The following is a 14,468-nucleotide window of genomic DNA, read 5'->3' as shown; positions in this document are numbered from 1 at the left end:
CGACGCCGACCCTCGCCTTCGAAGCCAAGAGCCTCAACCGCCTGGCCCAGGCCCCGCAGGAGGCAGCCGAAGCCGCCATGCGCCTCATCGCCGACCTCAAGGACGCCCAATTCTACCTCCCCCAGATGCACGACCGCCCCTACTACCGCTACCACGCCATGCTCCAGGCCGGCCGACTCGGAGCCGGACAGGCCGCGGAAGACAAGCTCGTCGAATTCCTCGCCGGATGGCCGCGAGAACAGTCCTCCCAGTACCTCCGAACCGCCGCCGTCGAGTACCTCCAGAACCACGGCGGCCTCTCGCTGCTGGTGGCTCTCGGCAAGGCCGCCGGTCAGGAGAACGCAGCCGGATCGCTCTGGCGGCTGCGATTGCTCGACGCCGCCGCCATCGTGGTCAAAAACCTCTGGGAGGCGCAAATGGCCGGTGCGGGAACCCGCCTCTCCAACCCGCAACTGATTGCCCCGGTGGCCCAGGCCTACAAGCCTCTGGCCGAGCAGGCCGGCCCAAACTCCGAACTCGGAGCACGTCTCGTGATCATCCTGGCCGCCTGCCAGACCGACGCCGAAGCCATCGACCGGATACACACCCTGATCCGCGACTGCGCCCTCAAGAGCCAGCCCATTCCGGAAGATGCCGTCGGTCACGCCGTCCAGATCATTCGCGGCCTGAACCCGAGCGGCAGCATGGAACTCGTCGAACTCTACAGTGACATCCTCGACTTCACCTCCACGCAGCGCAACGACAACGTCCGCGACCTCCGCAATGCCCGCGCCACCGGCGCCGCCGCCCGACGGTCCGCACCGCAGACCACCTACGCCTACACCGCCATCGGACCGATGATCATCGACGCCCTCGCCGCCATGGACCTGCCCGAGGCCCACAACGCCCTGCTTCAACTGGCGCGATCGCGGACCGACCTGCTCGGACATATCGCCATCGCCGTCCACCGCAAGGATCCCGATGAAGGCTTGCGACTGATGGAAAAAACCCTCATCCGCAGCAGCCGCAGCGACGAAATGGTCGAACCGGCCAGAATGATCCTGGTCTACCTCGCCGCCACACCCAATGAGGAAACCCTCGGCCTGATCGCCAAGGGAACCGTCAAGGGCGACGCCGCCGTCACCGATACCGGCCTGCAGATCCTCGAAAAAATACTCGAGGCCGGCGCGCCGGGCCTCGATATGACCGATCCGGTCAAGCACATCCTCAGCGGCCTGGCCACCCAGGTCGCCCCCGGCAGCGCCAAGGCCGCCTACCTCGACCGGATCATCGCCCTCGGCCGCCAGTTCGCCGCCGACGCCGACGTTTCACGCCTGGTCGAACGACTCGAAACCATCAAGAAACGTCCCGCCGTCCAGCGGCGACGCTAAACCTCGCCCTCGTCGCCGCACAGCGGGTCCGTCAATCCCGCCTCTGCGAACGCGCGAAGGCGAATGCGGCATGAATCGCACCGCCCGCACGGACGGCCCCGATCGTCCGGGTTGTAGCAGCTCCACGTGATCGACGCATCCACCCCCAGTTCCACCGCCATCCGGACGATCTGCGCCTTGCTCTTGGCCATCAGCGGGGCCCGCACGCGAAAACGCCCTTCGCCCGTCACGCCGCTTCGGGTGCCCAGATTGGCCAAACGCTCGAACGCCTCGATGAACGCCGGCCGGCAATCCGGATAGCCGCTGTAGTCCACCGCGTTCGCCCCGATGAAAATGTCAAACGCCCCGCGCGCCTCGGCGTACGCCAGCGCCAACGCCAGAAAAACCGTGTTCCGCGCCGGTACGTAAGTGCACGGAATCTCGCTGGCCATCCGTTCCTCCGGTCGGTCCAGCGGCACCGCCGGCCCGCCCGTCAGCGCCGATCCGGCGAACAGCGACGGATCGAGCGACACCACCCGGTGATGTCGCGCTCCCACCTGACGCGCCACGCGACGCGCCGACTCGACCTCGCGGCCGTGACGTTGACCGTATACGAACGTCAACGCCTCACATGCAAAACCCTCCCGAACCGCCACCGCCAGCGTGACCGCCGAGTCCAATCCGCCGCTCAGCAACACCACCGCCGACGGCCGCGCATCGCATTTTCCTTCCGTTTTTTTTATGCCCATCCGGCGACCTCTCCATGTCCGTTCACGTCACTGTGAGTCTATCATGCGCCCGGCGGTTTGGCCACATCGACACGTCCCGACGTTCGAAATGAAAAAAATCTTCAACCCCTCAGACCGCCGTCCGCCCGGCGCCGGATGCGGCGATGCTCCGGCCAACCCGAAAAACAAAACCTCTTTATAACATCACCATAGCCTCTCTCGAACCTGTCTATAGAAACGCTCCCCCGCAATGTATGCATGCCTCGACCGCTTCTGATGTTCTCGCCGAACATCTTCGCATCATCGGCAACGGCAGACTGTGGTAAAGACTCATCGAACAATTTGCCGAATATTCAACCAGCGGCAATGGTTCCCGACTGCTCCGACCGCCGTCGGAACCGACCAAAGCGGAATGCCGACAAACGTATTTTGACATTTTTTCTCTTGACAATTCTGTAACTTTAGGCCACAAAGTTCAGTAAGAGTACTTGATGCTCTTTGGTAATTTGGTTTCCGTGTCTTTTGTGGAGGTAATGTTATGGCCAAAGCCAAGAAAGCCACGAAGAAGAAAGCCACGAAGAAGAAAGCGACCAAGAAGGCCGCGAAGAAGACCACCAAGAAGAAAGCAACCAAGAAGAAGGCCACGAAGAAGAAAGCCACGAAGAAGAAGAAGACAGCCAGGAAGTAAGCATCTGCAGAAGACACGCCGAAGGACACCAATGGCGTGTCGCCTTGATGAATTTCAAGGTCCGAAAGAATGGAAGGTTCTCGGCCACGGCGGAACCTTCCATTTTTTCTTTTTACCGATCGACTCTCCCCATGCGACTCCCCCTGCAGATGATGCGCCGCGAGCCGTATGCCGATCCGGTCAGCCCGCGATTAACCCCGCGGATGAAACCGCCGGTGAATGTTCTTCAGACGCTTGCGGTCGATGTGTGTGTAAATCTGCGTCGTCGATACGTCCACGTGCCCCAGCAACTCCTGCACGATCCGCAGATCCGCTCCCCCTTCCAGAACGTGCGAAGCGAAACTGTGCCGCAACGTGTGCGGCGAAACCCGATCCCCCAATCCCGCCGCCGCCGCCGCCCGCTTGATGATCCGCCAGACCATCACCCGGTCCAGCGGCTTGCCCCGCAAACTCACGAATATCCCGCTCACCCGCGGATCGTCCACCATCTCCGGCCGCTGCCGCGTCAAATACGCCTCCAAAGCCCGGCACGCCGGCTCCCCGATCGGCACGATCCGCTCCCGGCTCCCCTTCCCGAAACACCGAAGCACCCGCACGTTCAAATCGACGTCGCTGACCCGCAGACCGCACAGCTCCGAAGCCCGCAGTCCGCACGCGTAAAACAACTCCACGATCGCCCGGTCGCGCAGATAAGTCCGGCTTTCCGGATCCACCGACGAGAGTAGCCGGTCCATCTGCTCGTGCGAAAGCACCCGCGGCAGCCGGTGCGCCGGCTTCGGCGAATCCAGCAGCGTCACCGGATCCACCGTGATCAGTCGCGACACGAAAAGAAACTTCAGAAACGTCCGAATCGCCGCCGACGTCCGCGCACGCGACGCCGGCGCGTAGCCCTGCTTGGTCAGATCGCCCAAAAACGACTGCAGCACCGCCGCCGTCATCTCCTCCGGCCGGTCCACCCCATGCCCCGAAAGGTACCCCGTCAAACGCCCCAGGTCCCGACGATACGCCTCCAGCGTCAACGGCGACAGCGCCCGCTCCACCGACAGGTGGCGCAGGAACTGCTCAACCAGCCGCGCCAACGCCCTGACGTCCCTCGATTCGGATTCGCTCATCTGCCATCTGCTGATAGACCGGGCATTGCCGATGATCGCCCATGCACAACGCAAAGGCATCCTCAAGCCGCCTCAGACTCAGGTGCCGGGCACACCGGCGGTCCGCTATGTCGATGCAGGGGCACACACGCCCCGGCACCCTCGAAACCAGGCTCATCGGCGGTTCCCGATCCAGGCTCATCGGTCCTGTCAAACACTACCTGTCTATCGGCACAGCCGACAAGCCCGCTTGAGACGCACGCCCGATCCGCCAACTCAGACCGGCATACCGGTAATCAACGTCTCAAAAACCATCCGCCCGTCCACGAAACCCTGAACATAACACCGCACCCGACGCGGCCGGGCCTCCACCCCCTTGGCCATCAATATCAACCGCGACGGCGGAACCACCGTCCCGCGGAACTTCGTCTCGTCCACCCCGCCAAAACCAACGAACGGGCAGTCCTTCAACGTCCGGTGCCCGTAGTACGACGCCAACTGCGCCGCCGCCTCGATCATCAACACCCCCGGAAGCAGCGGCCGACCGGGAATGTGGCCACGAACCCAGAATTCATCCTCCCGTACGTCCTTGTACCCGACGAACACCGAGTGCTCGCGGTCCTCGTACAGAATCCCGTCCAACTGCTCCATCTCGTAACGCTGGGGATTGACCTGACGAATCTCTTCTTTCCCGACCAACACCTTGTCCGGATCAATCCTGGACAAGTCCACGATAGGTTCTGGGGGCATAAACTCACCGTCTCCGCCGTTCGCGCCGCTCCCCCTGCGCCGAACTCAAAAATGGACCTACTCGCCTTCCGAACGCGTCTCCAAAATCCGCGTCCGTATCTCCTGCGCCGCCGCCTTGATGTCCTGCATCTGCTTGCGAACGCGGGTTCCAGCCGCCTTGTTCCCGCCTTCCGCCTTCGCAATATCGTCTTCCACGCTCATCACCAACTGCTTCAGCCGTTCGTATTCTTCCATGTCATTCGCTCCGTGCTACGGACCCTGGTTCACCAAAACGAAGTGCGCCCAGCCCTATACGCTGGACCGCCTCATTTTCCCCGTTTTCAGCCGAATAGTAAACCTTTTTCCGCCCCCACTTCCTCATGATCGTCGCTTTCGCCGCCCCAGCATCTCACTCATCCAGCCCCTCCGGCACATCCGCCGGCCGTGTCGTCGGACGCTGCGAACCCCCCTGACACCCCTCGAAACGCCGCCCAAGCTGCTCCAAACCGGCCAGCGAATCCGTCAAAAACCCACGCAACCGATCCGCCAACGCCCGCTGCTGCTCGACAATCGGCTGCCAAGGCGCCGTCCCGTCAGCGAAACGCCTCGATATCGCCGCCCGCTGCAGATCCTCACGATGCTCAGGAACCGCCAGAACCTCCAGCCCCAACCCGCCGTCCGCCCGCCACACCGTCAGCCGCTCCTGGTCGATCCCGCCTCCCAGGATCGACTCGCTCAGTTCCTCCAGATCGCTCTCCAACGCATACGGGTCGTACAACACCAGAACCCGCCTGTCGCCTTCCCAAAGCCCGCTCCGCACCGCATCGAGCAACGCCTTGCGGCCGACCTCCCGCTCATCGATCCATGTCCGGCCGAACCGATCCAACAGCACGACCAAACGCCCATCGACGGTCGGACGGATCGTCAGAACCAACGCCGCCTCCTCCGTCAGCCACCCGATCCCCTCCTGCACAAATACCCCGCCCACCTCCGCCAGCGAAACCCCCTCAAAAACCGGCTCAATCGTCCCCGGCACGTCCGCATCAGCCGAAATCACCGCCGGCCCGCCCTCGTCGCCTCCGCCCGCTCCCGCCGCGAACCGCCACCCCTCCGCCTTCACACGGCCGCCCGAGGTCGCAAACCAGACCGCCTCTTCCAGCGGCACGCTCTCCGACAGATCCGGACGCCTCAGCTCAATGCACAGCCCGCCTTCCCGATCCTCGCCCACTCCCCCTTCCGGCCGCGGAAGCACGCCCATCAAAGCCAATGCCCGCGCGACCCGCCGACCGCTGCCCTCCCCAACCAACACCGCCCCGTCACCCCCCTCTCCCACCAATACCGGCCCCCCCGAACCTCCAAGCCGCACCGGCACCGCCAACTCCCGACCCGCCGGCTGCGTCGAAGGCGCACCCGTCGCCATCAGAAACAGGAAGATCGCCAAAATGGAAGACCCGATCGTCGCTGACATCTGCTATCCGCCCTTACCCTAGAAAATATCGCCGACGCCGCCGGATTGCAAGCCGGCCGCCTCGTCCCTCCGGATCGGCTGAACCGCAACGCCGCGCCCGGCCGATAAGATTCTATACCTCCGGCCGCGCCCAGATGGTGCGCCGCCGCCGGACCAACGCCGTGAATCGAAGGGACTTTCTAAAACACGTCGCCGCCGCAGCCGCCTTCGCCGCCGCAAACCCTTGGCGAAGCCTCCTCGCTCAGACCGCCTCCGCTCCGTCCTCCCTCCCCGCCACCATGACCGCCCGCAAGTCTCCCGTCCACATCATCCGCTACCGAAAGTCCCAGCAGCTCATCAAGGGCCACGGCATCAGCCGATGGCGACTCCGAGAGGCCCTGATCGCCGGATTCTGCGAACTGGCCCAGTGCCCCGTCCTGCCCAAGGCCCTCCAGGCCTTCTTCCAACCCAACGACGTCATCGGCTTCAAATTCGACAACACCCTCGAATACCTCCTGGCCACCAACCGCGTCTTCAGCGAAGAGATCTTCCGAATCTTCCTCCAGAACGGCTTCCAACCCCACCAACTCCTCTTCCTCGGCGCCACGCCCGCCGATCCGCTCCTGCCCAAACCCCGAAAACCAAACTTCGGATGGACCGACCAGATCGACTTCGGCTCCGGCAAAGACCAGTTCACCGCCGCCCTCGACGACGTCACCGCCCTCGTCAACGTCCCACTCCTCCGCGCCGACGCCATCTCCGGCATCAGCGTCTGCCTCCGAAACGCCACCTACGGCTTCCTCCGACATCCCGCACGCTTCTACCGAAACGCCTGCTCCCCCTATATCGTCGACATCTACCGCCTCCCCATCATCCGCGACAAAATCCGCCTCCACCTCGTCAACGCCGTCAAGGTCCCCATCCGAACCGACGTCCTCGAACACGACGACGCCGTCTCGCCCCAGGAGGCCCTCCTCTTCAGCCGGGACGCCGTCGCCACCGACGCCGTCGCCTTCGAAATCATCGAACGTCTCCGCGCCAACGCCGGCCTCCAACCCCTCCTGGAATCCGACGACTTCCTCCCCCTCCTCGTCGAAGCCGCACGCGCCGGCCTCGGAAAATACCATCCCGACCAGATCGACCTCAAGCCCCTCTGGCTCGAATGACCTCATAAAAAAAGCCACCCCGCGCCAACGGGGTGGCCTGAACTTCAAAACGCCTTCCGCGATCCTACATGTCGGTCAGGTATCCCGGCTCCAACTCCTCGCGGATCAGAATCTTCGGCTTGATCAGCACCAGCAGCGTGAAGTTGTCCTTCGTGATCGACTTGTTCGAGAAAAACCGCCGGACCACCGGAAGCTTGCTGAGCACCGGAACGCCCGCCTCACGCTCGATCTCCCCCGCCTGCTTCAACCCGCCCAGCAGCAGCGTCCCCCCGTCCGGAACCGACACCGTCGTCTCCACCCGAGTCGTCCGACGCCCCGGATACAGGTACGACAAAATCGAAACCGCCCCCTGACTCACCACCGTCGTCTCGTACACCAGGTCCGCGTCCGGAGCCCGAGCCGTCACCTGAGGCACCATGTACAGGTTCACATAACGCAAGTCCCGCGTCGACGCCCGAACCGCCAGTACCGTACCGAAACCCATCGTCTCCACCTGAGGCTCCGTGCCGCCCGACGACTCGCCCAGCGCCACCTCCACCTCTTCCACGTACGGCACGTCCGTCTGCACCGCAATATAGCCCAGCGAACCGTTCTGCATGATGACCCGCGGCGCCTGCACGATCGAACTGTACCGGTCCATCTGAGTCGCCTCGAGCAGGAAATTCACCTGCAGGTCGTCCAGGAACGCTCCCATCACCTGGAACGCCGAACCCGCCGTCCCCGCCAGGTTGCCCGGCAAACCCGTGTTCTCCGGAATCACCAGGTTCCGCGAACCCTGCAGCATCGGTATCGGCGTCATGTTGCCCGCCGTGAAACTCCCTCCGTTACCCGTCGGAATCAACCCGTGGTGCTGGTACGGCTGAACGAATCCCACCGGCAACTGGCCCGGAACGCCCGCCGGCGACACCGGAAGCACCGCCAACCGCGAAAACGTCCGCGGCATCACCAGCGACGACCCGAACCCCTGCTGCACCATGTTCCCCCACGTGTTCTCCGCACCCGTAAAATCGTACCCCGCCTGCGACTGGTTGAAAATCACGTCCAGGTCGATCCCGATGTTCTCCAAAAAGTTCCGGGACACCGTGATAAACCGCGCCTCCATCGCGATCTGGATCGTCTGCGTCTCCCGCAGACCCTCCAGCATCTCGTCGATCTCGTCGTGCACCTCCGGAGTCTGGTAAATGATCAGCCAGCGCTTCCGCCACACGTCAATCGTCCCCTCGCCGCCCGCGATCCGCCAGCTATCCGGACGCACCAGCGAAATGATCAACTCCTCCAGCAGGTCGACCATGTCCTCCAGCGACTCCAGGTCCTCAAACTCCGTCGCCTCAATGTCCTCCAGGTTGATCGCCTCCTCCTCCTGCTGCGGCTCAACCTCCGGAATGCTGCTGAACGACGGCGAATACTCCATGATGTCCGAAATGTTGTACACCCGCGTCTCAAGCCGTCCCATCCGCGGCGTCAGGTTCTCGTCACGCAACGCGTCCCGCGTCGAAACCACCACGAACCCGTCCGTGTTGATCCCGTAGTTCACTTCCGGACTCAGCGTCTTGAGCAGCAACTCCAACGCCGACTTGAGACTCACCCCCTCCAGCCCCTCCAGCGACTCGAAATTCACCTCGCTGTCCGGCACCAGGCCCTCGATCTCCAACGCGTCCCACCGCACGAACAGCTTGATCCCCTGACCCTTGAAGTAGTTGAAGGCATTCCGCAGCGACCCCCGAAGCGGCCTCACGTCCTCCACGATCGTCCCTTCCAGCTTCCGCTCCGTCAGACGCGCCGGAGCCTCGCCCACCAGCGTCTTGTTCAGCCGACGCATCAGCTCCCGGCGGCTCTGGGTCAACTCCTCCCAGTTCTCCGGATATCGCACCTCGTCCGAATACGGAATCCGCGCCTTATCCCCCTCGTTGAACAAAACCCGACCCTCGGCGTCGACCTCCTCGTCGATCCGATTCTGCTCCCGGTACATCGACAGATCCTGAAGATCCTCGATCACCCACTTGGCCCGGTCGTACGTCGGCTCGATCGCCAGAATCTCCCGCGCCCGCTCGATCGCCTCGTCAAACCGCTTCTCCCGGCGAAGACGGGCCACCTCCAGGTATATCTCCTGAATCCGCTCGTACTTCTCCTCCTGCGTCCGCCGCTCTCGCTCCAGCCGCTGCGTCTCCGCCTCCTGCATCTGCTGCATGATCTGACGCTGCTGGTACGCCTGCTGCTCCGCCTCGATCAACGCCGCCAGGCTGTCGACGTTCAGCAACAACCGCTCGAACTCCGACTGCGTAAACAGGTTCCGGTTCCGGTAAACCTCCTGCCGCGCCTCAGACAATATGTCTCGGGCCGTCAGAAACTCCCGCGCGTCCACCGCCTCCCGGATCCGCTGATCCGCCGCCGCGAACGACGCCAACGCCTGCTGCTTCTGTATCTGCCGCGCCTCGATCACCCGGTCCATCAGAGTCGGCTCCGATCCCGGCGGCGCCAGCCGCGGGGCAACCGGCTCCAACCGAACCGACTCGCTCGGAACCTCCTGAAGCTCCGCCGGCTCCGGCGCCTCCTCACCCTCAGCCGATCCCTGCGGCTGCGTCGTCGGCGCCGCTACCGGCTGCTCCTGGACCTCCTCCGTCTCAGGCTCCAGGGCCGCCAGTTCCTTTGTCGCCTTCGCCAGACCCTCACGCGCCCGCTGAACCGCCGCCGGAGGTAGATACGGCTCCACCTCCAACGCCTTGCGGTAGAACGACACCGCCTGCTCCAACTCCGTCTCGCCCACCGTCGGCGATGCCATCAGACGCTCTGCCAGTTCCAAACTCTCAAGCCCCTCCAGATTCGGCGTCTTGGCCTTGGCCGCCTCATCCAGATACCTCGTGAGCTGCTGCTTCTGATCGTCGCTCAACTCGTTCAATTCGTCATCGCGGGCCTTGGCCGCGCGGAGTACCCGCACCGCCTCCCCAAACTCGTAATTCTGGAATAACTCGATCCCCTGCTCAAGAAGCGCCGACGGATCCGCGCCCTCCTGAGTCTCCTGACCGTGCCCGACCGATCCAAAACACATTGCCGCGGCGATCGCCGCAACCAGAAACACGCTCGAGGGCCGCAATGTCGTATCCTCCACGTATTCGCTCTCTAATGCCTCACGTGGACCGTCTACGAAGGTCTCACTTGGCGGGACTGTCTGCCAGGCGTCTTGTAGGCAGCAGTGTACCCAAACCCAATACCGCATTCAAGCCAAAAATCAAAAGGAGATAAGGACTTACTGAGATTCCTACCCACAGCCGAAGGCCCTTTCTCCCACGCCTCCACTACCCTCGCCCGCGGGCCGGAACCGCCGCTTCGCCCGCACCCGTCTGACGCGCGTCCTGCCACCGAACCACGTTCTTCCTACGCATCTCCATACGCTGGTCAGCCATCTTATCTCTGCAATACTTATAACCAGGGTCCGACCGAATGCTCTCGGTATCCTGCTCGATCAGCTTCCCGTCCAAGTCCCGAACCACCATCACCGTCGCATCCGACACCGCGCGAATCTCAAACTCCCCCCCACGCCCGCTGGGATCCCGAACCGTCACCTCCGCCTTCTCCGTCACGTCCACCAGCACCGCGCCCGTCGAAAAATCAATCACCTCCTGCATCTCCTGCAGCGTGCTCTCGCCGTCCCGAACATAATACTTGGACTTCTGCGGCCCGCCGATCATCTCGCCCGGCTCAACCGTGAAACTCTGGTTGCATAACCAACCGTAACTCCACTTATACACGTCAACTTTTACTGCCTTCCTCTCGTCGTGCGGCCGCGAAACAAAGAAGTAAATGTCCTCCTCCACAATCACCGGATTGGTCGGCTCCGACCACTCGCTGCTCAGACCCGCCAACAGCACGTTCGACTGATCCTTCATGTACAGCGGCCACCCCGCCAGCGAGTTGTAGATGACTATCCTCATGCGGTAACGATATGCCCTGCCAGGAGTTGCAAACAGGTCGTGAGCCCAGACCTTCACCCCGGTCTCCGTCTTCTCCAACTCCGCCTTCGGACCCGTCGTCCCCGGCCCAGCCGGAGTCGGCATCCGCTCCATGCCCGGCTCCATCATCCCAGGACCCGCCGGCATACCCATCGGCGGCATCATGTCTTCGCCGCCATACCGCGGCCGGTCGTTGCCAAGCCGGCGTTCATTCGCTCCGCCCGGCGCCCCGTAGCGGTTGTACGCCCCGCCACCGCCACCGCCGCCACCGCCGCCCAAGCGGTCTCGATCCGGGCCTATGCCAGGACCCGCCCCAGGACCCGCGCCAGGACCCATACCCGTCGGCTGAGTCACCCGGCGAACCGCTGGACGCTCCCGACGCGCCACCGGACGTTCCACCACCACCGGCTTCTCGCCCGCCAGCGTCGGAATGTTCCACGGCGCCCCCGCCATCACGCGGGGAAAGTACGGGTTTGCCGCTTCCACCTGCCACTGCGACGGCGCCCGAAGCAATTCCGCCCGCAAGTTCTTGAGCTCCTGGAATGTCTCAAGCTTCAAAGGCTTGTCCGGCGGCGCCAGCAATGCCGCGGGGTCCAGCGGAGCCACGTCTTCCCACTCCCCCAGATGCCCCTGCTCGTCCACCAGAGCCCGCTGAAGATCGACCCGTATGATGTGCGGCTCCTTGCCCGGAGTATCCGGCAGATCCGCCATCAGCTTCTTCTGCTCCTCCAGGTTCACCTCACCCACCACCGTAACCCAGCTCATGTCCGCCCGACCTTCCGAAGCCTGGACAAACTGGGCCAGCGAATCCCGCGGATCCACCTCGATCGTGCTGCGACCCTGATGCACCGCCAGACGCACCGGCGTCACCACCTTCACAAGGTCGTGACGCCGATACGGCGTGTTCGGATCGCCCAGTTCGATCCCTTCGCTCTCCTTGACCCGCTGAACCACAGCCGGAAGCGTCGTGGGCAACGATTGGCCCGCCTGGCTCTTCGTCTGACCCGACTGGCCCGTCGTGTTCTCGACCACGATATTCTCCGGCACGGCCTGACGCCGGGCCTTCTCGTCTACCCGCTGAGCCATCTCGGCGATCCGGGCGTACGCCTCCCCCGGACCGACCGTCTCGGTCCCGATCATCGTCTTGACCGGCGATCCAACCAGGTACGCCGCACCCATGTACAGCAGCACCACCGCCGCCAGCGCCAGCACGCCCTTCTCGAAATGCTGCTCGATCACATTCGGTTTCTTGGCAGGCATATGTCCTCTCCGAACTGAGTCGTCCGTCTCTCCTATCGGCCACGCCCGCGACGCGGCGACTGGCCCGAACTCGACGGCTGTTCCTCCAGCGACAGCGCCTCGCGAATCTCCTTGGGCATCAGACCCGTCAGACCCGCCACGTCCTCACGCCCCCCCTCCGCGGGAACCGCCACCACCTTCCCGTCGTAAAGCTTCACCGTCGGATTCTTCTGCGCATCCACGCCGTACCCCACGATCCCCCAGTGATGGAAGTCCTTGATCTGGTACGCTTCCCAACAACCAACGAACCGCACCAGCGGGTCCGTCCCATACCGGTACAGCAGCGACTCGTCGATCGTCCGGCCGACGGACCGATTCCCCTGCCGATCCTGCTGCGGCTTCTGGACCGCCTCCAGATCCCACGAATACAGCACGTAGTGGCCCTGCCGCGAAATCGCCGCGATCAACTCCGGAAGCCGGCGGACGTCCACCGTCACCTCCAGCTTGAAGCCCGTCACGTCCCAATCCCCGTTCGGCGAAATCCCCGTGAAACTCTGCGGCAGGTTCCCCGTTCCCGCCATCGCCGATCCGCCCACCGGACCCAGGTAGTACCCGTGCGCCACCTCGATCCCGTGCAGACGCTTCACCGCCGACCCCGTGACGTCCTTCGCCGACCCGTTCACCTCCGCGATCGCCCGCACAATGTCCTGCTGAATCCACAGCGACATCTGCGCCCACCACATGTCCCGCAGCCACGGCGCCGTGCCCTGATCCGTCGCGAATACCTCCTTCACCACGTCCAGGCACGACCAGTCCGCGTAAATCTTGATCGCCCCCGCCCTCACCTCCGCCGCCCGCTGAACCGCCAGAAGCTGCTTGTCTTGCTCCGTCAACTGAAGGCCCGAATCCGTCGCCGCCGCCGTCGTCTCCGTCCGCCGCTCCGAAGCCGAATCCTTGTCGGAGTGGAAACCTGTCGTCAACTCCAGGTTGTCCAGCTCCTTCCGAATCTCGGACTCCCTCGGAACCCCGCCCGCATCCATCGCCGACAACAGGTCCAGCAACGCCTGCTCGTACGCCGACCGGAAACCGTAGGGCAAGGACGTCGAAATCGGCTCCGGAAAAATCCCCTCCATGACCAGCGCCCGCTTGATCGTCCCCGTCTCCGGATCGTAGCCGATGTTCTCGTACAGCGACTCGGCCAGCGCCTCACGCGACTGGGCCGCCCCTTCCACCGCCACCTGACGGAACGTCGTCACCAGTTCCTCCGTCGCGATTAGCTGCACGACCCCGTCCGCCGTCGGAACGGGAACCCCCTTCTCGATGGTCTGGAGATTCGTGACCAGCCCTTTGGCCTGGTCCAGTTCCTTCTGAAGACCGGAAAACCGGCTGATCCCCACCGCCACGCCGACCAGCGCCGCCACGGACACCACCGCACTGATCACCACCACGATGTATTTCTTCAGGAGTTCCATCTTCGCTCCTCCATTCGCCGGTGCCGGTGCACCATTCCACTCGCTTCCTTACGAACGCGGCCGACGCGCCGGCTGTCCCGCCGCGCCGTCCGGCTCCGCCGACTCCTCCTTCGGCTCGCCCAAATGAACGAAACAGACCACCGTGAACTGGCAGTCATCCGCCATCGACTCGCCGGTGATCGGATCGAACGGCCCGCGCTCCGCCTCTTCCGTCGCCCGATTCGTCGTCCGTCGATCCCGTACTCGTCCCGGATCCTGTCCGCCGATCGATACCCCTTTGTCCGCCGGGTTCACTTCCTTGACGTTCTTGATCTCCACCGGCTCGATCCACAGGCCGTGTTCCCGCCCGTAGTCCTTCCCGTAACTCTGGAGATTCTTCACCAGCGTCTCAGCCAGGAACCTGGCCGCCTTCTGACGCGATGCCGGATCGCTGTACGGCGTCGTCCCCGAAATCGTCACCAGAAAGCCCTTGGGCAACTCCTCGTCCACCGCCTCCCCCATCTGGGGACGGCTCTGACGCGCCATGCCGCCTCCGGCCCGGTCCGGAACACCGCCGCCCGGCGCCCGACCCGGAACATACCCTTCCGGAGCACCGCCGCCCGGACCGTAAGG

Annotated in this window: 12 protein-coding genes; 3 read left to right on the top strand and 9 right to left on the bottom strand. The window is 63.8% G+C overall.

Features of this window, described 5'->3' with window-relative positions:
- Nucleotides 1–1,370, top strand: a 1,370-nt coding sequence (locus tag GXY33_18475; protein ID NLX07126.1) for a hypothetical protein, incomplete at its 5' end; no start/stop codon positions are given.
- Here the strand turns inward: GXY33_18475 and queC are convergent.
- Complete coding sequence (gene queC, locus GXY33_18470; GenBank protein NLX07125.1) at nt 1,367–2,098, bottom strand: 7-cyano-7-deazaguanine synthase QueC; 732 nt, start codon at nt 2,096–2,098, stop codon at nt 1,367–1,369. The two genes, GXY33_18475 and queC, sit on opposite strands and share 4 nt — an antisense overlap.
- A gap of 517 nt (nt 2,099–2,615) precedes the next feature.
- Between queC and GXY33_18465 the strand changes: the two genes are divergently transcribed.
- Entirely contained in the window at nt 2,616–2,765 is a 150-nt protein-coding gene (locus tag GXY33_18465) for a hypothetical protein (GenBank protein ID NLX07124.1), read from the top strand.
- A gap of 191 nt (nt 2,766–2,956) precedes the next feature.
- Here the strand turns inward: GXY33_18465 and xerD are convergent, their stop codons facing one another.
- From xerD to GXY33_18445, 4 genes are all read right to left on the bottom strand, one after another.
- A complete protein-coding gene (gene xerD, locus GXY33_18460; GenBank protein NLX07123.1) occupies nt 2,957–3,877 on the bottom strand; it encodes a site-specific tyrosine recombinase XerD in 921 nt (306 codons plus the stop codon).
- Nucleotides 3,878–4,132: 255 nt separating this feature from the next.
- Nucleotides 4,133–4,606, bottom strand: a complete 474-nt coding sequence (locus tag GXY33_18455) for a beta-hydroxyacyl-ACP dehydratase (GenBank protein ID NLX07122.1) — start codon at nt 4,604–4,606, stop codon at nt 4,133–4,135.
- Between the two features lie 57 nt (nt 4,607–4,663).
- Nucleotides 4,664–4,840: a histone H1 gene (locus tag GXY33_18450; GenBank protein ID NLX07121.1), complete on the bottom strand. Its 177-nt coding sequence runs from the start codon at nt 4,838–4,840 to the stop codon at nt 4,664–4,666.
- A 154-nt stretch (nt 4,841–4,994) separates the two neighbouring features.
- Nucleotides 4,995–6,053, bottom strand: coding sequence for a hypothetical protein (locus tag GXY33_18445; protein NLX07120.1), 1,059 nt, complete (start codon nt 6,051–6,053; stop codon nt 4,995–4,997).
- Between the two features lie 161 nt (nt 6,054–6,214).
- Between GXY33_18445 and GXY33_18440 the strand changes: the two genes are divergently transcribed.
- Nucleotides 6,215–7,198, top strand: a complete 984-nt coding sequence (locus GXY33_18440) for a DUF362 domain-containing protein (GenBank protein ID NLX07119.1) — start codon at nt 6,215–6,217, stop codon at nt 7,196–7,198.
- 64 nt (nt 7,199–7,262) lie between these two features.
- On the opposite strand, the gene GXY33_18435 is transcribed toward GXY33_18440, so the two are convergent.
- The 4 genes from GXY33_18435 to GXY33_18420 form a co-directional block, all read right to left on the bottom strand.
- On the bottom strand, nt 7,263–10,304 hold the full coding sequence (locus GXY33_18435) for a hypothetical protein (GenBank protein ID NLX07118.1): 3,042 nt from the start codon (nt 10,302–10,304) through the stop codon (nt 7,263–7,265).
- A 187-nt stretch (nt 10,305–10,491) separates the two neighbouring features.
- The gene (locus tag GXY33_18430) at nt 10,492–12,405 is read right to left on the bottom strand and encodes a hypothetical protein (GenBank protein NLX07117.1); all 1,914 of its coding nucleotides are present in this window, start codon (nt 12,403–12,405) and stop codon (nt 10,492–10,494) included.
- 32 nt (nt 12,406–12,437) lie between these two features.
- Nucleotides 12,438–13,856, bottom strand: coding sequence for a hypothetical protein (locus tag GXY33_18425; GenBank protein ID NLX07116.1), 1,419 nt, complete (start codon nt 13,854–13,856; stop codon nt 12,438–12,440).
- A gap of 48 nt (nt 13,857–13,904) precedes the next feature.
- On the bottom strand, nt 13,905–14,381 hold the full coding sequence (locus GXY33_18420) for a hypothetical protein (GenBank protein ID NLX07115.1): 477 nt from the start codon (nt 14,379–14,381) through the stop codon (nt 13,905–13,907).
- Nucleotides 14,382–14,468 lie beyond the last annotated feature (87 nt).

The sequence above is a fragment of the Phycisphaerae bacterium genome, from assembly GCA_012729815.1.
In the GTDB taxonomy this organism is placed as follows: domain Bacteria; phylum Planctomycetota; class Phycisphaerae; order JAAYCJ01; family JAAYCJ01; genus JAAYCJ01.
The sequence above is the reverse complement of the archived record's forward strand: the minus strand, read 5'-3'. Positions and strand labels throughout refer to the sequence as shown.